At 33.7% G+C, this 21,054-nt stretch carries 24 protein-coding genes; 16 read left to right on the top strand and 8 right to left on the bottom strand.

The features are described 5' to 3' along the window. The first annotated feature begins 351 nt into the window (after positions 1-351). The 4 genes from AC8GF4_RS18410 to AC8GF4_RS18395 all read left to right on the top strand — a co-directional run bounded on the left by AC8GF4_RS18410 (position 352) and on the right by AC8GF4_RS18395 (position 3,694). On the top strand, positions 352-816 hold the full coding sequence (locus AC8GF4_RS18410) for a hypothetical protein (RefSeq protein WP_506596877.1): 465 nt from the start codon (positions 352-354) through the stop codon (positions 814-816). Between the two features lie 78 nt (positions 817-894). Next, entirely contained in the window at positions 895-2,307 is a 1,413-nt protein-coding gene (gene rlmD / locus AC8GF4_RS18405) for a 23S rRNA (uracil(1939)-C(5))-methyltransferase RlmD (RefSeq protein ID WP_506596876.1), read from the top strand. Positions 2,308-2,352: 45 nt separating this feature from the next. Further along, on the top strand, positions 2,353-2,892 hold the full coding sequence (locus AC8GF4_RS18400; protein WP_506596875.1) for a DUF6452 family protein: 540 nt from the start codon (positions 2,353-2,355) through the stop codon (positions 2,890-2,892). Continuing rightward, on the top strand, positions 2,864-3,694 hold the full coding sequence (locus tag AC8GF4_RS18395) for a DUF6048 family protein (protein ID WP_506596873.1): 831 nt from the start codon (positions 2,864-2,866) through the stop codon (positions 3,692-3,694). Before AC8GF4_RS18400 ends, AC8GF4_RS18395 begins: the two co-directional genes overlap by 29 nt. Positions 3,695-3,778: 84 nt before the next feature. On the opposite strand, the gene AC8GF4_RS18390 is transcribed toward AC8GF4_RS18395, so the two are convergent. Further along, positions 3,779-4,015 carry a hypothetical protein gene (locus AC8GF4_RS18390; protein ID WP_506596871.1) on the bottom strand — a complete coding sequence of 79 codons (237 nt, stop codon included), beginning with the start codon at positions 4,013-4,015 and terminating at the stop codon, positions 3,779-3,781. A 33-nt stretch (positions 4,016-4,048) separates the two neighbouring features. After that, positions 4,049-5,242, bottom strand: a complete 1,194-nt coding sequence (locus AC8GF4_RS18385) for a THUMP domain-containing class I SAM-dependent RNA methyltransferase (protein ID WP_506596870.1) — start codon at positions 5,240-5,242, stop codon at positions 4,049-4,051. A gap of 94 nt (positions 5,243-5,336) precedes the next feature. Between AC8GF4_RS18385 and AC8GF4_RS18380 the strand changes: the two genes are divergently transcribed. From AC8GF4_RS18380 to nrtS, 12 genes are all read left to right on the top strand, one after another. Beyond that, entirely contained in the window at positions 5,337-6,101 is a 765-nt protein-coding gene (locus AC8GF4_RS18380; RefSeq protein ID WP_506596868.1) for a class I SAM-dependent methyltransferase, read from the top strand. A gap of 464 nt (positions 6,102-6,565) precedes the next feature. After that, the gene (locus AC8GF4_RS18375; protein WP_506596866.1) at positions 6,566-7,234 is read left to right on the top strand and encodes a ZIP family metal transporter; all 669 of its coding nucleotides are present in this window, start codon (positions 6,566-6,568) and stop codon (positions 7,232-7,234) included. A gap of 395 nt (positions 7,235-7,629) precedes the next feature. Then, complete coding sequence (locus AC8GF4_RS18370; protein WP_506596864.1) at positions 7,630-8,079, top strand: hypothetical protein; 450 nt, start codon at positions 7,630-7,632, stop codon at positions 8,077-8,079. Positions 8,080-8,325: 246 nt separating this feature from the next. Next, the gene (gene murQ, locus AC8GF4_RS18365; protein ID WP_506596862.1) at positions 8,326-9,144 is read left to right on the top strand and encodes an N-acetylmuramic acid 6-phosphate etherase; all 819 of its coding nucleotides are present in this window, start codon (positions 8,326-8,328) and stop codon (positions 9,142-9,144) included. A 50-nt stretch (positions 9,145-9,194) separates the two neighbouring features. Next, the gene (locus AC8GF4_RS18360; RefSeq protein ID WP_506596860.1) at positions 9,195-9,668 is read left to right on the top strand and encodes a hypothetical protein; all 474 of its coding nucleotides are present in this window, start codon (positions 9,195-9,197) and stop codon (positions 9,666-9,668) included. 13 nt (positions 9,669-9,681) lie between these two features. Further along, a complete protein-coding gene (locus AC8GF4_RS18355; RefSeq protein WP_506596859.1) occupies positions 9,682-9,897 on the top strand; it encodes a DUF6095 family protein in 216 nt (71 codons plus the stop codon). Beyond that, positions 9,897-10,469, top strand: coding sequence for a pentapeptide repeat-containing protein (locus AC8GF4_RS18350; protein ID WP_506596857.1), 573 nt, complete (start codon positions 9,897-9,899; stop codon positions 10,467-10,469). The genes AC8GF4_RS18355 and AC8GF4_RS18350 overlap by 1 nt, the downstream gene beginning before the upstream one ends. 57 nt (positions 10,470-10,526) lie before the next feature. Continuing rightward, entirely contained in the window at positions 10,527-11,534 is a 1,008-nt protein-coding gene (locus AC8GF4_RS18345; protein WP_506596855.1) for a PDDEXK nuclease domain-containing protein, read from the top strand. Between the two features lie 3 nt (positions 11,535-11,537). After that, positions 11,538-12,113 (top strand): DUF1572 family protein, encoded by a 576-nt coding sequence (locus AC8GF4_RS18340; protein WP_506596853.1) that lies wholly within the window; start codon positions 11,538-11,540, stop codon positions 12,111-12,113. Positions 12,114-12,329: 216 nt separating this feature from the next. After that, complete coding sequence (locus AC8GF4_RS18335) at positions 12,330-12,710, top strand: DNA topoisomerase IV (protein ID WP_506596851.1); 381 nt, start codon at positions 12,330-12,332, stop codon at positions 12,708-12,710. 37 nt (positions 12,711-12,747) lie between these two features. Next, on the top strand, positions 12,748-13,521 hold the full coding sequence (locus tag AC8GF4_RS18330) for a TerC family protein (RefSeq protein ID WP_506596849.1): 774 nt from the start codon (positions 12,748-12,750) through the stop codon (positions 13,519-13,521). A gap of 2 nt (positions 13,522-13,523) precedes the next feature. Next, positions 13,524-13,757, top strand: coding sequence for a nitrate/nitrite transporter NrtS (nrtS, locus tag AC8GF4_RS18325; RefSeq protein WP_506596848.1), 234 nt, complete (start codon positions 13,524-13,526; stop codon positions 13,755-13,757). A 13-nt stretch (positions 13,758-13,770) separates the two neighbouring features. Here nrtS and AC8GF4_RS18320 read toward each other — a convergent pair whose 3' ends face one another. The 6 genes from AC8GF4_RS18320 to AC8GF4_RS18295 all read right to left on the bottom strand — a co-directional run bounded on the left by AC8GF4_RS18320 (position 13,771) and on the right by AC8GF4_RS18295 (position 20,955). Further along, positions 13,771-16,494, bottom strand: a complete 2,724-nt coding sequence (locus AC8GF4_RS18320) for a DNA gyrase/topoisomerase IV subunit A (protein WP_506596846.1) — start codon at positions 16,492-16,494, stop codon at positions 13,771-13,773. Between the two features lie 16 nt (positions 16,495-16,510). After that, the gene (locus tag AC8GF4_RS18315) at positions 16,511-16,813 is read right to left on the bottom strand and encodes a nucleotidyltransferase family protein (protein WP_506596844.1); all 303 of its coding nucleotides are present in this window, start codon (positions 16,811-16,813) and stop codon (positions 16,511-16,513) included. Continuing rightward, a complete protein-coding gene (locus AC8GF4_RS18310) occupies positions 16,813-17,223 on the bottom strand; it encodes a nucleotidyltransferase substrate binding protein (RefSeq protein ID WP_506596843.1) in 411 nt (136 codons plus the stop codon). Before AC8GF4_RS18310 ends, AC8GF4_RS18315 begins: the two co-directional genes overlap by 1 nt. A gap of 263 nt (positions 17,224-17,486) precedes the next feature. After that, positions 17,487-19,358 (bottom strand): DNA topoisomerase IV subunit B, encoded by a 1,872-nt coding sequence (locus AC8GF4_RS18305; protein ID WP_506596841.1) that lies wholly within the window; start codon positions 19,356-19,358, stop codon positions 17,487-17,489. 146 nt (positions 19,359-19,504) lie between these two features. Then, a complete protein-coding gene (locus tag AC8GF4_RS18300; protein ID WP_506596839.1) occupies positions 19,505-20,026 on the bottom strand; it encodes an NADPH-dependent FMN reductase in 522 nt (173 codons plus the stop codon). 11 nt (positions 20,027-20,037) lie between these two features. Then, entirely contained in the window at positions 20,038-20,955 is a 918-nt protein-coding gene (locus AC8GF4_RS18295) for a YihY/virulence factor BrkB family protein (protein ID WP_506596838.1), read from the bottom strand. Positions 20,956-21,054: the final 99 nt, after the last annotated feature.

The raw sequence follows: 21,054 nt of genomic DNA, 5'->3' as shown, positions 1-21,054 counted from the left end.
GCACAAACGGCATAAACACGCTATACAGGCTGGTTCTTGACCGCCTTTGTAGGACAAAATTAAACAATAAAAGTGATTCAAGTGAAATAAACCCAAAATAAAAGACATAGGGTTATAAGAATAAATGAAACAATAAAAACAATAATCTTAAAGATTACCCGAGGTCCTTTTTTGAAATAAAAATTATTTTTTAATTGGAAATCAACACAGAATCTATCGGGACTCTTTTCTAGGCTTAGTATTATTGCTTCCAGAACGAGGATTTGAAGTGGAAAGCGGGATTAGTCTCTAATAATGAAAAAACTGTGCTTAAATTCGCTACCTTACGTACTTATAGAAACGTATAGTATTATGAAAAATTCAATTATAATATGCTGTTTTTTCTTGTTGCTTGGCTGCAAAACCAAAACCGTAAATGGAAAACAAATAGGGAAAAGTGTTGCTCCAACAGAAATGAGTGTGGCTGATGAAGCCCAAAAAAACAAAGCCTACGAATTGGGGAAAAGAGTATTAAAAACCTGCAATAACGATCCATTCAAGCCTTTTACCCAAGTTGAGGCTACAGACAAAGTCATTGCCAAATCTACACCTGAAAATATCAAAAAAATCTGTGTGAAATACAACCTGAAATACGGTCTTTTCAAGGATCTTGAATTTGTAGAAATGATTCCGAATAAAACCGACAACATAAATATCTTTCGATTTAAAGCACTTTTTGAATATGCAAAAGCGAATAAAGAACTTCGAGTTACGATGAATTCAGATAATAAAGCTTCAGCTATTTCAACCAAAGACTGGAAAGATGAATATCAATAGATTGTTACTTCGCTCAATTTTTTTAAAAAAAATTAAAATTAAAATACATAAATAAATCCAAAGCCTTATTTTTGCGCTATGGCAAAGAAAAATACAGACAAAGTTGTCTTTCATCAAATAAAAGTCCTTGATGCTGGTGCAAAGGGCGTTTCGGTGGCAAAAGCTCCCGATGGTAAAGTAGTTTTTATCCCAAATGTAGTACCCGGAGATGTGGTAGATGTGCAAACTTTCAAAAAGCGTAAGGCTTATTATGAGGGAAAAGCAGTTCATTTTCATGAATTATCAGAATATCGAGTGGAGCCTGTTTGTGAGCATTTTGGTGTTTGCGGAGGTTGTAAATGGCAAAACATGAACTACAACCAACAATTGGTCTTCAAACAAAATGAGGTAAAAAACCATTTGCAACGTATTGGTAAAATTGAACTTCCTGAATTTGAACCCATCTTAGGCTCTGAAAAACAGTTTTTTTATAGAAATAAAATGGAATTTTCGTTTTCGAACAGCCGTTGGTTGACAGAAGCCGAAATAGGAAGCGAAGAAGATTTAGGCAATAGAAATGCACTTGGCTTTCATATTCCAAAAATGTGGGATAAAATCTTGGACATCAATAAATGTCATTTGCAAGAAGATCCATCGAATGCAATTCGTAACGAAGTTCGCGCTTTTGCCATCGAGCACGGTTTGACTTTCTTTAACCCGAGAGCGCACGAAGGTTTACTAAGAACCTTGATGCTGAGAACCGCTTCGACTGGAGAAATCATGGTTTTGATTCAGTTTTTTGAAAACGACAAAGCCAACAGAGAATTGATTTTAGATCATCTTTACGAAAAATTCCCTCAAATTACTTCATTGCAATATGTGGTTAATAATAAAGCGAACGATACTTTGTATGACACCAATATCAAATTATACAAAGGACGAGATTACATCTTGGAAGAAATGGAAGGACTAAAATTTAGCATTAATGCTAAATCGTTTTACCAAACCAATTCAGATCAAGCATATGAATTGTACAAAATAACCAGAGACTTTGCAGGACTTACTGGGAATGAAATCGTTTATGATTTATATACAGGAACAGGAACTATTGCGCAATTTGTATCCAAAAATGCTAAAAAAGTAATTGGTGTAGAAAGTGTTCCGGAAGCAATTATTGATGCCAAAGCCAATGCAAAACGCAATGAAATTACAAATTGCGAGTTTTTTGTTGGAGATATGAAAGTGGTTTTCAACGAAGAATTTATTGCGCAACACGGAAAACCAGATGTGATTATCACGGACCCTCCAAGAGACGGGATGCACAAAGATGTGATCGAACAAATTCTAAAAATAGAACCTTCAAAAGTGGTTTATGTAAGTTGTAACTCGGCTACACAAGCTCGTGATTTGGCTTTAATGGACGAAAAATACAAAGTGACAAGAGTGCGTCCAGTGGATATGTTTCCGCAAACACATCACGTAGAAAATGTTGTACTTTTGGAAAGACGATAAGCACTGCCCCTGCCCTCTGAGGGGGGGGGGAATACTTAAGACTATATGAAAAAAATTATTGCCTTTTTAATGATTCTCGGTTTCGCTTCTTCCAGTTGTGAACCAGATGATATATGTGATCCAAACACGCCTACTACACCAAGAATGCTTATAATGTTTTACGACATTTCGAATCCATCGGTTCAGAAAAATGTCACGAATTTAAAAGTAATTGGTGAAGGAATGACCAATGGAGTTGTTCTGACTCGAACTGCAACGGGTGATGCACAATATGTAACGAGTGGAAACAACATATTGCTTCCATTAAACACTGAGGCTGATATTGTGAAATATACCTTTATTCTAAATTATGGCAATAATAACTCGCTCCTAATAAACTCAGACAATTTGGAATTTAAATATTCTCGAGAAAACATATACGTTTCAAGAGCTTGTGGTTTCAAAACCAATTTTAATTTAGATCCAATCACCCCTTTTATACATACCGACGCAACTGCAGCAGATGAAAAGTGGATGAAAATTATATCCATAAAAAAATACAACTTAGCAAATGAAAATGAAACAATCATTAAAATATTTTTTTAGTATTTGTTTTACATTGTCCCTTTTGTTTGCAAAAGCTCAAGAAAAGACATCGAAAACAAGTATTGAGCAAGGAGTAAAAGTAATAGAAACAAAAAGTCCTGAACTTAACAAAAAGAAAGCCGACAAAAAACTGGAAGCTGTAAAAAAAGACTCCATAAAACCAAAAATGGACCGTTATGGATTGATTATTGGTGTAGACGTAAACAAAATTGCGCGTACCTTATATGATTCCAATTACAAAGGAATAGCTTTTACTGGAGATTATCGATTTACAAAAAATTATTATTTGTATGGAGAACTTGGTAATGAAAATATCACTGTTGAAGATCCTCAATTAAGTACAACTAACAAAGGTTCTTATATTAAAGTAGGTTTTGACTATAATGGATACACCAATTGGCTGGACATGGAAAACAGGATCACGATAGGTATGCGATATGGTTTTAGCACCTTCAGCGAGACTTTGAACAGTTATGAAATTTACAATCCACATCCCTACTTTGGTCAATCTCCAAGTATTACTTCTGGAAAAACCTATGATGGTTTAACATCAAGTTGGGCAGAAGTTGCTGCTGGTGTGAATGTAAAAGTATTCAACAATATTTATGTTGGATTTAGTTTACAATTGAAAATGCTAATTACAAATACCGAGCCTAGTAACTTTGAAAACCTTTATATTCCAGGATTTAACCGAACGTATGATGGTAATTTTGGAGCTGGTTTTAATTATAACGTATCCTATTTCATTCCAATTTACAAAAAGAAAGTAGCTTCAGTGAAAAAAGCGACTAAGAAAAAATAATTCAAAAATTAAATCCCATAAAAAAGGAGTACAATAGAATCTAAATATTCAATTGTACTCCTTTTTGTTTTTACCGCTACTCTATTAGCCAATCTCCTTTACCCCTTTTATAAATAACCAAGACATAAATAGTTTTTCACCATCTTTGGTTTTGGCAGCTTGAAATTTTGGAGACAAAAGAGTACCAATAACAAAGGCAGACATTGGAATCCAAAAACCAGTTAAATTGGTGTACTGTTCTACCAAATAACGAAAAGAGACAAACAATATAGCAAAACAACCTAAATTGTATAGAAAAGCTCTAACTTGTAATTTTGACATTTTATATATAATTTTTATTAAACGTACTATGATTTATTCCACATTATCTTTTGAATCTTCAACCTTTTCTTCTGTAACCTGAAACTTCGTTCTCTTGCTTCCTTCGTACATTTCATATTTTACCAATCTCGCTTCCAAACTCGCATTAAAAAGTTTAATTTTACGTGAAGGTTTTAGTCCAACATATTTCAGAGCCTCAAGATTTGCTGTAATAAACCAAGCATTCGTTCCTGGATAATTTTTCTTCAGCGTATCACCAATGCTTTTGTAGAATTCTTCCATGTGTATATCCAAACGCTCATCATAAGGCGGATTAAAAACAATATGCAATTTCCCTTCAGAAGTTTTTTCGGTATCAAAGAAGTTCTGCTCCTCAATCTTTATATATTCATCAAGATTGGCGTTCTTTACATTATCTTTTGCTTTTTGAACTGCAGACGGCGCTTTATCATACCCTTTTATAGTATAATGAAACTCACGAACACGCTTCAATAAACTTTCTTGAATGCTATCAAATAAATCATTGTCCCAATCGTTCCATTTTTCGAAAGCAAATTCTTTACGATTAATGTTTGCAGGAATATTACAAGCAATCATCGCTGCTTCTGCCAAGAAAGTTCCGGATCCACACATCGGATCCAAGAAATCTGTTTGACCATCCCAACCCGAAAGTAACAAAATACCTGCTGCCAAAACTTCGTTGATTGGTGCAATATTCGTTGCGGTTCTATAGCCTCTTTGGTGCAATGAATTCCCGGAAGTATCCAAAGCAACCGAAACTTGGTCTTTATCAATATGAATATTAATTCTTAAATCTGGAAAAGCCTTGTCAATACTTGGACGTTGTCCCGTTCTTTCACGAAACTGATCCACAATTGCATCTTTACATTTTTGAGAAACAAACTCAGAGTGGTTAAAATACTCCGAGTGTACTGTTGCATCAATTACAAAAGTCTGATTGGCATTGATGTATTTAGACCAATTCGTACCACGAATTCCTTTGTATAAAGATTGTTCGTCACGCGCTTTAAAAAAATAAATTGGTTTCAAAATCTTTAAAGCAGTACGTAATGACAAATTCGCTTTGTACATAAACCCTTTATCTCCCTTAAAACTCACCATTCTTACCCCTTGCTCCACATCCTGTGCGCCTAGCATTGTCAACTCTTTTGCAAGTATTTCTTCAAAACCAAAAAAGGTTTTAGCAATCATCTTAAAATTCTCCATAGCCCCCTAACCCCCAAATGGAGGAATTGTTATCATTAATATTCGGCAAAAATACACTAAATTTGCGGGACTTAAATTAATTGAAAAAGAATAAATGTCCGATTCTATAAATAAAAACACTCAAAATTCAAATTCCAATCCAGAAAGTTGGTTTGCCTCTTGGTTCGACAGCCCTTATTATCACATCCTTTACAAAGAAAGAAACTATAGAGAAGCGCAGTTGTTTATGGACAATCTGACGCATTACCTCAATCTTCCCGAGAAAGCCAAAGTACTTGATCTAGCTTGTGGCAAAGGCCGTCACTCAATTTATCTAAACCAATTGGGTTTTAATGTAATTGGTGCCGATTTGTCTGAAAACAGTATTCTCGAAGCTCAGAAAAACAGCAACGAAACCTTGCATTTTCAAGTGCACGATATGCGAGAAACATTCGAAGACAAATTTGATGCTATTTTCAATTTGTTCACTAGTTTTGGTTATTTCGAAAACGACGAGGACAACCTTACCACACTAAAAGCCATAAAAGAAAGTCTTACCGAATATGGTTTTGCCGTAATCGATTTTATGAATGTTGCAAATGTCATTGATACCTTGGTTCCCGAAGAAGTAAAAACTGTTGATGGAATCGATTTTCATATCAAACGTTACCTAAAAGAAGGTCATATTTACAAAGAAATTGATTTTGAAGACCAAGCACAGAAATATCATTTCACCGAAAAAGTAAAAGCATTAACGCTAAAAGACTTTGAAGAAATGATGGAAGATGCTGGGATATTTTTGTTGGATATTTTTGGGGATTACAAACTAAAAAAATTCCACAAAACCGAAAGCGAACGATTAATCATGATTTTTAAATAAACTTTGAAAAGTTTAAAAAAAGTTTGAATTTTTTTTAATGTTTAATTTGTTGTAACTATTCAGCTAACTCTAAATTAACATCTAATTAAAAAAAACAGACACAAATTTTACTAATTTACACGAAAAAGCAACTCTTAATAATTACACAAATTTTTAAGAACTTTTATTTCCGTGACTCGAGCGAAGCGAACAGGCGAAGCAAATTAAATTTTAAAATTGAATACCATTCGTGCTAATTCGTGTAATTCGTGTCGCTTTTTTATTAGTCTGAATAGTTACAATTTGTTTAATGCTGAAAAAACTGCTTTTGATTTAAACGATTGCTAGCACCTAAAACATACTGCTTTAAACTTTTTTTAAACAATTTTTAAACTTTAAACTTTAAACTTTTAAACAATTTTAAACTTTTAAACAATTTTAAACTTTTAAACCGCCCTTAAACTTTTTAAACAGTTAAACAAAAAATGAATTACCTTTTACCTTTACTATCCGTACTTATTGGTTATTTTGTCGCTTTATTTTTAAAGCCAAAAAGTAAAACCAATCTTAAACTATTACTAGCGTTTAGTGGTTCGTTCCTACTTTCGCTCACCGTAATACACCTTTTACCCGAAGTATACGAAAGTAAAAACCACAACATCGGACTTTTTATTATGTTGGGAATTTTGTTCCAAATCATACTAGAATTTTTCTCCAAAGGTGCTGAGCACGGTCACGTTCACGGTCATGCCAAAATGAATCAAATTCCTTGGTTGCTATTTATTAGCCTCTGCATTCACGCCTTTCTTGAAGGATTTCCTGTAAGCCATCATCACGATTTAGCCATTGGAATTGCGATTCATCATTTGCCTATCGCAATTATTTTGACCACATTTTTCATCAATGCCAATCTTGACAAAAAAGCAATTTTTTTCTTTATGATCACTTTTGCAATAATGACACCATTGGGAACTATTGTTTCAGATTTCCTTCCTCAATTAAATGAGTATTATACTGAAATTACTGCTGTAGTGATTGGTATATTATTTCATATTTCCTCTACTATCATTTTTGAAAGCAGCGAAGGTCACAAATTCAATATTGCCAAAGTTTCTATGATTGTCTTTGGAATTGTACTTGCCTATATACTATAATTAAAATTTGGGCGTGACCACCTTGAGCAAAGGGGCTTATTTAGAGTATCTATTAAACAGCCCCTTTGCTCAATGCGGTCGGGCAATCCACGCTACTTTGGTAGCCAGCTCCTTTCCCTCACGCAATTCAGCTTAAACAACAAACATTGTGAAATTAAGACATTTACAATAAAAACTCAATTACATCCTTTAATTATTAAAAAACACAACATTTAACATCAACAACAGAAATACTCATAATTAATACAAATTGTTTGCATTATCAAAAACATTACTGTTAATTTGTACAAGAAAACAAACTGATATTTTTCTACCCCAGCTAATTAAAAGCACAAATCTAACTTATCTAAAAATGATGCGAAAAAAGACTCAAAAACTTAACAATTCGTATTTGTATGTTTAATTTTTTCAAAAGAAAAGCTAGAGTATATTCCAATATTGAAAATCATATTTTTGGAATAATAACCGAGTTACTCAAAATCAGTTCGACAGAAATAAATGTTGACGAATTGGGGGGTAAATACTATTTAAGTAATGAGGAGCAACATTTTAAGGTTACGATTTTAAGTAATGATGCTGTCATTAGACTTACCAATACACGAGATTCTGTAGCTGAAAAATATGATAAATTTTTTGTAGAAGATGTATTAAAAGCCGTTAAAGAAGAAAAACACCTCAGAATGGAGTTGGTTTACGAATCAATCACCAATAGCATCGAAAAAATGGCAGAACGTATGCACAATGTCCTTATTGAAACCAATGAAGAATCAGAAAGCAAAAAACAAGAAATCAATAAAATTCATTTAATAAAAGACAAACAAAATCTAAAAATCATTAATCTTTAATTCTCAGAAAATTTAATTTTCATAGACCATATCTGTTATATTTCTAACGCTCACAACCTTTCGATTCCCCGTTAATTTGTTGTTTTTCAAAAAGACAAACTTGATGTTAATGTAAATTTCAAAGAAAACACTCAAATGACCACTTCTTTTTAAAATACTTTCTATTTTTCACAACACAAAGAAGACAAAGTTTTAAAATTCCCTAACTTTACCAAGTATAAAAGTTGTCCATTTTAAAACAAAACAATGACCTTCACGAAAACCACCGAACAATCCTCTAAATATGAACATTTAGAAAAAAAGTCTGTTCAAGAATTACTTTCCAATATCAATCAAGAAGACCAAACTGTTCCTCTTGCTGTAGAAAAAGCATTACCGCAAATAGAAATATTAGTAACCGAAATTGTTGCCAAAATGAAATCGGGTGGCCGATTATTCTATATTGGAGCTGGAACCTCTGGTCGTTTGGGAATCTTGGATGCCTCGGAATGTCCTCCTACTTTTGGAGTTCCTTTTGATTTGGTGGTTGGAATTATTGCCGGCGGAGACACCGCCATTCGCAAAGCTGTAGAAAATGCCGAAGACAAAGCCACACAAGCCTGGGAAGATTTAAAAGCATTTAATGTAAACGAAAATGATGTTGTGGTCGGAATCGCTGCTTCAGGAACTACGCCTTATGTTATTGGTGGTTTGCAAGCCTGCAATGCAAAAAACATCAGCACCGGAAGTATTTCCTGCAATGCTGGAAGTCCGCTTTCGCAAACGGCAAAATTTCCAATTGAAGTCATTGTTGGCCCAGAATTTGTAACGGGAAGTTCTAGAATGAAAGCTGGAACTGCACAAAAATTAGTACTGAATATGATTACCACTGCCACTATGATTCAGCTTGGAAAAGTGAAAGGCAACAAAATGGTCGATATGCAATTGAGCAACAGCAAACTGGTAGATCGTGGCGTAAAAATGATAATGGGAGAAATTCCAGTTACCTACGAAGAAGGTTCCGAATTGTTAAAAACACACGGAAGCGTTAGAAAAGCAGTTGATTTTTATAACAAAACTTTATAGTAATCTTTGCCCTGTAAATTTAAAAACAATTCTAAAACAAAATCTTAACCATGAATTTTAAATCATTACTAATTACCTTTTTTCTATTAAACCTTTCATTAGTATACAGTCAAACGCTTTCTTTAAAATCTGGGGGAAACATAATAGATTCTAACAACCAAAAATTAACACCAACAGAAGTTCGAACTTTATTAAACAATACACCTGAATTATTAAATCAATATGATGCAGGAAGAACAAAAAAAACAGTTGGAAATATTCTAATGGGTGCTGGAATTGGCTTTATAATAGGTGATTTAGCCGCTGGTGCTACTCAGGACATTACCTATCCAACTGCATTTACTTTTATAGGAATGGCGGCACTTGTAATAGCAATTCCCATCAAAATTGGTTATTCAAAAAAAATTAAATCAGCTGTAGACGGATATAACAAAAAAGTTGCTGTTAAAGATTGTGATTTCAAAATAGAATCATCCAGTGTTATAGCTAACCAAAATGGAATTGGTATTCTTTTTACTTTTTAAAAATTCACTAATTATGAACAAAGAACACTTAACAAAAGGAATCAAATATTTAACGGGTGCATTGCCGCTTATGTTTATAGGTCCATCGGTAATTTACAATGCATTTATGAATCAAAAAAACGACTGGCATTATTTGGTTTTGGCCATCGGAATCCTAGCCTGTCTTGCATCGATGTATTTGATGTTTTTGGGTTTAAAAATAATAATGAAAGGCATATTTAACGACTAATGGAAGACCTAATACACATTCAAAAAACATTCGACAAGGTCATATACATTGACAAAAAAATCAACAACCGGGAATTTGAAGATTGCATTTTCAAAAACTGTGATTTCTCCAATAGTGATTTCTCTTACAATACTTTTATGGATTGTGAGTTCATTGACTGCAATTTGTCAATGACCAACTTGGCAGGAACGAGTTTAAAAACGGTAAGTTTTAAAAACTGTAAACTTCTAGGCATTCAATTTCAGAACTGTGAAGATTTTTTATTTAATGTTCAATTTATGGAATGTGTTTTGGATTACTCTTCGTTTGCGAACAAGAAAATGCCAAAAACCAAATTCAATTCCTGCTCTATGAAAGAAGTAACTTTTATAGGAACCAATTTGACCAATTCGGTTTTTGAGAACTGTAATTTGGATAATGCTATTTTTAACGACACCCTATTGGCTGGAGTAGATTTTACCTCTGCCTACAATTATAAAATAGACCCCGAATTTAATCCGATGAAAAAGGCGAAGTTTTCCAGTCAAGGAATTGTTGGACTTTTGGATAAATATGATATAAAAATTGAATAATCCTCACCCCCAGCCCCTCTCCAAAGGAGAGGGGAGCTAAATAGATTATTTTAAAATATGGAACTCCAAGAACAATTTTCACACATAACGACGCTCATATCAAAAGCAAAAGAGAATGCTTTCCATGCTGTAAACAAGGAATTGGTAACTCTTTATTGGCATGTTGGGGAATATGTAAGCCAACAAGTAGAAAAGAAAGCTTGGGGTAAATCGGTGGTAAATGATTTATCCCTTTTTATTCAACAATCAGAACCAAATATTACTGGTTTTTCTCCTCAGAATATATGGAGAATGAAACAGTTTTTCGAAACTTATAAAGATTTTACAAAACTCGCACCACTGGTGCGAGAAATCACTTGGACTAATAATATCATCATTTTGCCCTGCAAGTCTATTGAAGAAAGGGAATTTTATATCAAAATGACAATTCGAGAGAAGTGGTCAAAAACAGAATTACAAAGGCAAATTAATTCCTCTTGTTTTGAAAGAGTAATGTTGGCAAATACAAAACTCGCGCCAATGGAGCGAGTTTTCCCAAAAGAGGTAACAAACACATTCAAAGACACGTATGTACTTGAGTTACTTCAATTACCTGAAAGTCATTTAGAAAAAGATTTAAGAAAAGCAATTGCACAAAACATAACCAAATTTCTATTGGAATTTGGACGAGACTTTGCTTTTATGGGAGAAGAGTATCCATTACAGGTAGGCAATCAAGATTTCGCCATTGATCTTTTGTTTTATAACCGAAACCTAAATTGTATGGTAGCAATTGAATTGAAAATAGAAAAATTTAAACCCGAACATTTAGGACAGCTTAATTTTTATCTTGAAGCACTAGACAGAGATATTCGCAAACCACATGAACAACCCAGCATTGGTATATTGTTGTGCAATGGCAAAGATGATATTGTTGTAGAATATGCTTTAAGCCGAACAGTATCGCCGACATTAGTAGCCGATTATCAAACAAAACTTCCTAGTAAAGAGCTACTACAGCGCAAGTGGAAAGAGATTTTAGAGTCACTCGATACGGGAAATAGTAACGAACAAGAAATCTTTTAATTTATGAACGCAACCTCATCCTATCTTGAAAGTGTAAAAAAGCAATTTCTCTATTATAAAATGCTAGGCGAAAAAGCCATGGAGCAACTGGAGTCGGAACAACTTTTTGTAGCTGTAAACGAAGACACGAATAGCATTGCCGTGATTGTAAAACACCTGACGGGGAATATGGTGTCACGCTGGACTGATTTCCTAACTACAGATGGTGAGAAAGGAACGAGAAATCGTGATGCTGAATTTGAAAATGATTTGCAAAACAAAGAACATGTTTTGGAATTATGGAACGCTGGTTGGGACTGTTTTCTAGGAGCTTTGGACAGTTTAAAACCCGAGCAACTTTCAGAGATTATTTATATCAGGAATGAGGGACACACAGTTATTGAAGCCATTAACAGGCAATTGGCGCATTATCCGTATCATATTGGTCAAATTGTTTTTTATGCCAAACAGTTGAAAAATAGTAAATGGAACAGCCTTTCCATTCCAAAAAACAATTCAGATAGCTATAATAGAGCTAAATTTGCGCAGGAGAAATCGATTAAAAATTTTACAGAAGAAGAATTCAGACGACTGAAATGAAATTCAATGGCAATGGTAATTGCAAAAAACAATATCAAAAACTAATACTTGCCCCAGATGGAAGTGAAAACCCCGCAGTCTGGTTGACTTAAATTTTTTGAGTTTGCAAAGCGACTGAAAGAAGCACTTGCAAACACTTAAAAATTTTGTTAACCAGACGAGGAGTTGCAACGGACAGCTGGATTAGGCCCAAATTAAAATTAAAACCAATTTATAATGAAAAAAATAATATTTCTCTCCCCATTATTATTAATGATGTCTTGTTATAATGCAGAACGCAATTGTGCTGACTTTAAAACCGGGAAATTTAAGTTTGAATACGAAATAGACGGAGTAAAAAAGACAACTGTTTTTGAACGCAACGATAGCATTGAAATTGAGACTTTTGAAGGTAAAACAGATACTTCAACTGTTCGTTGGGTGAATGATTGCGAGTATGTTTTACAAAAAAAACACCCGAAAAATAGGGCTGAAAAGAAAGCGATTGATATGAAAATTTTGACAACCTCGAAAAATTCATATACCTTTGAATTTGGAATGGTCGGCGTTGATGAGAAGCAAAAAGGAACGGTTACTAAGATTTCAGAATTAAAATAAATTATACTAAAAAAACACAACACTTTAACAATATATAATGGAAGTATTTTTGAACCCAGATGCGTGGATTGCCTTGTTAACATTGACCTTTCTTGAAATTGTTTTAGGTATTGACAATATTATTTTTATCTCTATTGCAACTGGAAAATTACCAATTGAAGACCGTAAAAAAGCGACTAAAATAGGAATGTTCTTGGCTATGTTTATGCGAATTGCATTGTTGTTTGGAATCAATTTTTTGATTCAGATGAAAAAACCTTGGTTTACAATTGATTGGAATTGGTTTCAAGCTGGTGTTACCGGTCAAAGTATCATCCTTTTACTAGGCGGTTTGTTTTTGATTTACAAAAGCACTAATGAAATTCGAGAAAAGGTGGATGAAAAAGGCCATGAGGAAAAAGAGTTGGGCAAGGCCGCTGCAAAATCTTTTCAGAGTGTTATTCTTCAAATTATAATGATCGATTTGGTTTTTTCTTTTGACAGTATTTTGACCGCAGTAGGGATGACCAATGGTGTTGAAGGCGCTTTGTATATTATGATTACTGCAGTTGTAATTTCGGTTTTAATTATGATGCAATTTGCAGTTCCTGTTGGGAATTTTGTCAACAAACACCCTTCTATTCAGATTTTGGGTTTGTCATTTTTAATCTTAATTGGGTTCATGCTATTGACTGAAAGTGCGCATTTGTCTAATGCCCTTATTTTTGGAAGTCACGTGACTCCAGTACCAAAAGGGTATTTGTACTTTGCCATTTCGTTCTCTCTGTTTGTAGAAATATTAAACATGAAAACGAACAAAAAGAAGAAATAAATATGCTTTCTAGAAATATAAAAAACGCTCTTGTACTAGCAGTTATAGTAGGGACAATATTAAACACTATCAATAGTTATGATGTGATTTGGGAAGGTAATTTCACTTCTAGAAATGTTATAAAAATTATTTTGACATATATCACACCCTTTTGTGTTTCCCTATATTCATCGACAAAAGCAACAAAACACTATCATAAAATGAATAAAAATATAAATCCAGTTACCGAGAAGTAACTGGATTTATTTTTTAGAACAAAACAACCTGCCCATCATCTTCCAAATGTATATCGGAATCATCAGCGTTAGTTTCTCCTTTAACTTCAATCTCTTCTGGAACAATTTCTATAGGAGCTTCGTATGGCAAAGGTTCTAACAAATTCACTTGTTTAAGTTTGTCGGTAGTCAATTGATTTCCTAGCGCTTTAAATCCTTTTACGGCTATAAAAGATTCAATGTCAACTGTCACGTTCTCTTTTTGAGCTCCTTTTATTTTAGGAAAAACCAATTCAGCCAAAGGACGATAATCTGTTGCTACGATTTCTAATCTTGAATTGGGATGTTCTGTAATAAATGACTCTTCTTTATTTTCGGTTTCCACCAAGAAACGTTTGATGTAATAACGTTCTTTTTCGCCATCGTAATAAATGGCTGAAATTGGTTTTTTAGGAACCCATTTTTCCAAAACTATCATATCTCCATCAAAATGAGTAGTCAATTCGGGTGTAATAACTTTTACTTTTCCTGATTGAGAAATAATTAAAATTTTATCACTTGGTCTAAATTCGCCCAACAATTCTCCCCTAGCATCAACATTCAATCGTTGAACGGTATCGTCAAACCAAACTTTTCTAGGCAATAAAGTCGAAATTCCTTTCTCCTTCAATTCAATTTTCTTAATCGGATATTTGGAAACTAAATTCCCTTTCGAAGCACGGCCTTTAATAGCCAAAGCAGCAAAATCAATATCAAATTTCAATTTTTTGACACTTCCAACCTGACGCAATAAAATCGTAATGACCTCAGCTTCTCCATTTGGGTTACACGAAAAATATAAAGTTTGCGAACCCGCAGTTTCATTGGTCAAATCATACGGTTTGTCACGAGTAACTCCCGAAACATTAAATCGCTTGATATAGGATGGACCCGATTTTCCGTCACGGTAAATCATATTATAAATGGTACGCTTGTCGCTTTTGTCAAAAATGGCAATATGAATAATATCTTTTCCAACAAAGGTCTTGGCATCGACTTTGGTTATCATCATTTTTCCATTTCTTAGAAAAACAATTACATCATCAATATCGGAACAATCGGTAACGTATTCGTCTTTTTTCAAGCTTGTTCCGACGAAACCTTCTTCCCTATTTACATATAATTTGGTATTTCTTAAAACCACTTTTGTAGCTTCGATATCATCAAAAATACGCAACTCGGTTTGGCGCTCTCTTCCTTTTCCGTACTTCTCTTTTAATTTTGCAAAATAAGCAATGGCAAAATCAATTAAATTAGCTAAGTGATGCTCTACTTCCTTCATTTCTTCTTCTAACTTAGCGATAAAGTCATCAGCTTTGTCAGAATCGAAACGAGTAATACGAATCATTGGTATTTGAGTTAATCTATGCAAATCATCATCATGAATATCTCTAACAAATGATTTTTTGAAAGGCTCAAAACGATCATATAAATAGACATACAACGACTCTCTATCTCCATACAACTTAAATTCAATGTACATTTCTTCCCGAATAAAGATTTTCTCTAAAGTTGAGAAATGCCATTTATTTTTTAGTTCTTCTAATTGAATTTCTAATTCTTGTCGAAGCAAATCAACCGTTCTGTTGGTTGAAATTCTCAACATATCCGAAACTCCGATAAACAACGGTTTATTATCCTCAATCACACAACCCAGTGGCGCTACCGAAGTTTCACAGGCTGTAAAAGCAAATAAGGCATCAATAGTTTTATCTGGAGAAACCCCTGGGAAAAGATGAATTAATATCTCAACTTCAGCGGCTGTATTGTCTTCAATTTTTTTGATTTTGATTTTACCTTTATCGTTGGCTTTCAAAATACTGTCAATCAAAGTCGTAGTATTCGTCGAAAACGGAATTTGAGTAATCACCAACGTATTTTTGTCGAGTTGACCAATTTTGGCACGAACACGAACACGTCCGCCACGCAATCCATCATTATAATTGGACACATCGGCAATACCTTGTGTCAAGAAATCCGGATATAAGGTAAATGGTTTTCCTTTTAAGATTTTAATGGACGAATCAATCAGCTCATTAAAGTTATGAGGCAATACTTTGGTCGAAAGACCTACAGCAATTCCTTCTGCTCCTGAAGCCAATAATAATGGAAATTTTACGGGTAAGTTATTCGGTTCCGCACGACGTCCATCATAAGAAACACCCCAATCGGTGATTTTTGGAGAATACAAAACTTCCAAAGCAAATTTTGACAAACGCGCTTCGATATAACGGGAAGCTGCAGCTCCGTCACCTGTTAAGATATTCCCCCAGTTCCCTTGGCAATCGATCAACAATTCTCTTTGACCAATTTGTACCATTGCATCACCAATACTTTGATCCCCGTGTGGGTGATACTGCATGGTGTGACCAACAACATTCGCAACCTTATTGTAACGACCATCATCCAACTCTTTCAAAGAGTGCATGATTCTTCGTTGAACGGGTTTGAAACCATCTTCAATAGCAGGAACAGCACGTTCTAGAATTACATAAGATGCATAATCCAAAAACCAATCTTTGTACATTCCTGTAACTTTGGTAATGGTATCGCCTTCCTCATTATCATTCTCATAAAAATGCCCTCCTTCAAAATGTTTGGCTTCTACGTCGATAATTTCATCGGCATCATTCTCCTCTTGATTGTCATCATTAGAATGATCCTCCGAATTATCGTCTTCGTTTGCGGAGATTAAGTTATCGTCTTCTTCGTCTTTCATTTATGCTGAATTTATTTCAGTTTATTCTTTTATAAAAAATTTTACCAACTCTTTGAATATGCTCAATTAAACTTTCCGATTTCAAATTATTATAGATCGAAATATCAAATTTATAAGGAATAAAACTATCATCTAATCGATGCCATAATTTGTTTAAATCTTCTTTGGTTATATCTCCTTTTAAAGTAATATCTATATCTGAACCTTCTCGGAAATTTCCCTTTGCTCTAGAACCATATATAACAACCTCATCAATAGAAGAACAATCTTCAATTATTAATAAAATTTCTTCGCAACTTTTAGGATATATTCCAAACATTACAAATATGTTTTCATTTTATTTTCAAAATCTATAAAAACTGGGAAATAATCATTTAGTATAATTTCTAAAATTGCCAAAACTTCACTTTCATCGTAAATATGAGAAGTAAGATTTCTACTTTTAATCATATCAAACCAAACATCACCATTTGAAATAAGTCCAACATTAAATGCTTCTTTGACTGCAATTTTACTCCCAAATAAGTCTGTTTTCCCTTGGTCTTCCAAGAAGTCTTTCATTACTTTCCAAGACAATTCTTGCGAAACTTCAAAAGCTTGTATCACATCTTGTAATTCTAATTCGGTGTATTCTCGCTCATTCTTTAACTCTTTGGCATTTTTTAATTGCCTAAAAGCTTTTACGAAATGCTCAAACCTTTGCTTCCAACGAATATCTTGATTTTCCATAGTTTCTAATTACAAAATTAATTGTATTAAATCTTCTCTGCTTGGTAGAATTGTTTTGTATTTACTGGCAAATATTTGCTCGTTATTTTAAAGAAAATGATATCTAAAAATTCTTATTTATACTATATAATATCAAACTTGAATTTTTCAGAAACACTGGAAAGTATCTCGCAATTTTTAATTTATTAAATTCGTAATACTGTCGCATAATATTAAATTTAAATATCGCAGACAGTGTCTACGATACTCAACATGCTCTTAAATTATTTCACCTCTTCCAAAACATCAAACTCCACCTTCAAATTCTTAATGATAAATTCTTGTCGGTCTGGAGTATTTTTACCCATATAAAAAGACAATAACTGTTCGATCGAAGTATTTTTATCCATCATAATAGGATCCAAACGAATGGTTTCTCCAATAAAATTCTTGAACTCATCTGGCGAAATCTCTCCCAATCCCTTAAATCGAGTGATTTCTGGTTTTGGTTTTAGTTTTTCTATAGCTTCTCTTCGTTCTTCTTCCGAATAGCAATAGATGGTTTCTTTTTTGTTTCGAACCCTAAAAAGTGGTGTCTGCAAAATATACAAATGCCCTTCTTTGATTAATTCTGGAAAAAACTGCAAGAAAAAAGTAATCAACAGCAAGCGAATGTGCATTCCATCGACATCGGCATCGGTTGCGATTACGATGTTATTATAACGTAATTTTTCTAATCCGTCTTCAATATCTAACGCCGCTTGCAATAAATTGAATTCTTCGTTTTCGTAAACAATCTTTTTACTCATTCCGTAGGAATTCAAAGGCTTACCTCGCAAACTAAAAACCGCTTGTGTATTTACGTCACGAGATTTGGTAATCGATCCCGAAGCCGAATCCCCCTCGGTAATAAAAAGGGTGCTTTCTAAGTTTCTTGGATTTTTGGTGTCTGGAAGATGCGCACGGCAATCTCTTAATTTTTTATTGTGAAGATTGGCTTTCTTGGCTCGATCTGTCGCCAATTTTCTAATTCCAGATAATTCTTTTCTTTCCCGTTCCGCCTGGAGAATTTTACGCAGTAATGCTTCGGCAGTTGGGGGATTTTTATGTAAATAATTATCTAATTTGGTTTTAATAAAATCATTAATAAAAGTACGAACAGAAACTGGTGGTGTTCCATCATCAGAACCCATATCCATTGAACCCAACTTGGTTTTGGTCTGTGACTCAAAAACGGGCTCCATCACTTTGATGCTTATGGCACTTACTATCGATTTACGAACATCCGAAGCTTCGAAGCTTTTATTATAAAACTCCCGAATGGTTTTTACGATTGCTTCTCTATAGGCTGCTAAATGCGTTCCTCCTTGTGTGGTATTCTGACCGTTTACAAAAGAGTGGTATTCCTCACTATATTGGGTTTTACTGTGTGTTAAAGCGATTTCAATATCATGATCTTTCAAATGAATAATTGGATATTCCAAATCTTCTGCACTGATGGTTTCTTCTAATAAATCCCGAAGCCCATTTTCTGAAAGGTATTTTTCACCATTAAAAATAATCGTCAAACCATTGTTTAAGTAACAATAGTTCTTGACCATTTTGATTACATATTCCATACGGAATTTGTAATTTTTGAAAATCGATTCATCTGGTGTAAAAGTTACTTTGGTTCCTTTTCGCTTTGTGGTATCGATTATATCCTCTTCTAAAACTAAATTCCCAGCCGAAAACTCAGCTGCTTTTTGCTTGTCTTCACGAACTGATTCAACACGAAAAGCACTCGAAAGCGCGTTTACAGCCTTGGTTCCTACTCCATTCAAACCTACCGATTTTTGAAAAGCTTTAGAGTCATATTTACCACCCGTGTTCATTTTGGAAACTACATCAACTACTTTTCCTAACGGAATTCCGCGTCCGTAATCACGAACCGAAACCGTTTTGTCTTTGATGGTAACTTCAATAGTTTTTCCAGAGCCCATCACGAACTCATCGATACAGTTGTCGAGAACCTCTTTTAATAAAATATAAATACCATCATCTGGCGAAGATCCATCTCCTAATTTTCCGATATACATTCCAGGACGCATACGGATATGTTCTTTCCAGTCGAGAGAACGGATATTATCTTCGGTATATTGATTTTGATCTGACATTTTGGAATTTTATCGAATTTAACTGTGTTCTGTTCGGTCAGTGCAAAAATTAAAGACCTCTAGCGTGCTAATGTAGTGCAATTCGATACAATTTAAAAGAAGTCCTGAGCAAAGTTATTAAGAATGATATTGACAGAGGGGAAAAGTTAGAAGTTAGAAACAATCTCCTTTAATTGAATGTCTAATTCTGGGTTTGAAATGACATTTGTTTCCATATCAAAATTGTCACTGAAACTGGGTAATGAGAAAATCGCTTTAATTTCGGTTGCAAAACGAGGGAAATTGTTTTTGGCAATTTCTAAAACACTAGCTCCGCCTCTAGCACCGGGTGATGTAGCCATCAATAACATTGGTTTGTCTTGAAATATTTTTCCGTTTATTCTAGAACACCAATCCATCGTATTTTTGAAAGCAGCGCTGTAATTTCCGTTATTCTCTGCAAGTGAAACCACCAAAATATCGGCAGTACTTATTTTTTCTAAAAATGCTTTAGCTAATGGATGTTGACCGATTCCCTCTTCCTTGTCAACACTGAATAGCGGCATTTCATAATCATTTAAATCCAACACCTCAACTTGTGCATTTTTAAATAAGTTCGCAGCATAAATGGCTAATTTTTTATTGATGGAATTTTTACTTGGACTTCCGGCAAAGGCTATGATTTTCATATGTTCATTTTTTAGGATTTATCTATTTCAAAAATTTCTTTTTTTATTTCAACAGAATATTCATTCGGAAAAATTTTACCTCCATACGTTTTTGCATACACCTTGGTAAACTCAGCACCAAAGTAAAGAATTATAGCCGAATAATATACCAAAACCAATATAATTATTACTGAACCCGTGGCACCATATATAGAACCAATGGAAGAATTTCCCAAATAATAGCCTATAGCAAATTTTCCTATCATAAATAATATTGCAGTACATCCAGCTCCAAAACAAGCATCCCTCCACTTTATGATCCCATCTGGCAATGTTCTAAAAATAATGGCGAAAAGCAATGTGATTATAGAAAAGACAATTACCGAATTAATTACATAAAATAAGTAAATCGTACTTTCTGGAAAATATAATTTCAATCTAGAATTTACTATATCCAATATAACATTGACCAATAAACTAACTATCATCAAAAAACCCAATGAAACAATCATCGAAAAAGACATCAATCGGTTTTGAATGAACTTTTTAAATCCTTTATTAGGTTTTGCACGCAGTCCCCAAATATAATTGATTGAACTTTGAATCTCTGCAAAAACTCCCGAAGCTCCAATTAATAACATCGAAATACCAAATATAGTGGCATAAATAGTATTTCCAGAAAGTTCAACATTTTTTATAGCCTCTTGAATCTGAATAGCGGCATCGTTACCAACCAAAGAATTAATTTGCCCATAAAGTTGCCCTGTTACTGCTTCCTCACCGAAGAAAAATCCACAAATTGTGATAATAATGATTAAAAGTGGTGGTAAAGCAAAAATGGTATAATAAGCCAAGGCTGCACTCAGTTTTATAGCATTATCATCGATAAATTCTAAAGTTGTAATTTTAAGTAAAAACCAAGATTTAGATAATAAGTCCTTGTTTAGCATAATCAGTTTATTGAAAATTTAATCAAAGTTATGCAAACCTTTTTCCCAAAGTTTTATATAATTCTTTTTAGTTTTTATAACTTTAAAAATACTTTTTAG

The sequence above is a fragment of the Flavobacterium rarum (SeqCode) genome, from assembly GCF_965234445.1.
Lineage (GTDB): Bacteria > Bacteroidota > Bacteroidia > Flavobacteriales > Flavobacteriaceae > Flavobacterium > Flavobacterium rarum.
Note: the sequence above shows the minus strand (reverse complement) of the source record. Positions and strands in the feature narration are given on the sequence as shown.